The organism is Endothiovibrio diazotrophicus (assembly GCF_054657215.1).
Map to the genome: position 1 here is coordinate 1 of NZ_BAAHXB010000302.1, position 558 is coordinate 558.

The 558-nt window shown below is 69.7% G+C and carries 1 protein-coding gene; it reads left to right on the top strand.

The genetic code is table 11. The features are described 5' to 3' along the window. Nucleotides 1-129: 129 nt before the first annotated feature. Nucleotides 130-558: helix-turn-helix domain-containing protein (locus ACYQ2W_RS26540; RefSeq protein ID WP_459874122.1), on the top strand; the 429-nt coding region annotated here is incomplete at its 3' end.

Genomic DNA, 558 nt, shown 5'->3' on the forward strand with positions numbered 1-558 from the left:
TTGCCGCTGACGACGGGCAGCCCCTGTGCGGGGTCGCTGAGGGAGGTGTTTGCCCCGCAGAAGATGGGATAGTCGCTCTCCAGACGGTCGGATTAGGCTCCGTTTTCCCTTTGGAAAGAGGAGTCCATGATGAATCGGAAACCGGATTCGGATGGCTGGGCGCGGTTGCGCTTCGCGATCATCGGCCCGCTGCTGGCCGCGCCCCCGGACAACGGCGAGTTGGCGAGCGCGCTCAAGACACTGGCCGCCCGGCAGTGGCGGCATCCGCTGCACGGGCACGCGATCCAGTTCAGCGTGCCGACCCTGGAGCGTTGGTACTACCGGGCGCGCCACGCCGCCGACCCGGTGGCCGCCCTGCGCCCCCGGCGGCGCGAGGACGCCGGGCTCGCCCGCCGCCTGAGCGCTCGCCAGATCGAGACGCTGAGCGCCCTATATCGCGAGCATCCCGACTGGACCGTACAGCTGCACTACGACAACCTGTGCGCCCTGGCCGAGGAGGAGCCCGCCCTGGGGAGGATCCCCTCCTACTCGACGATCCGCCGCCACTTCCGCGCGCAG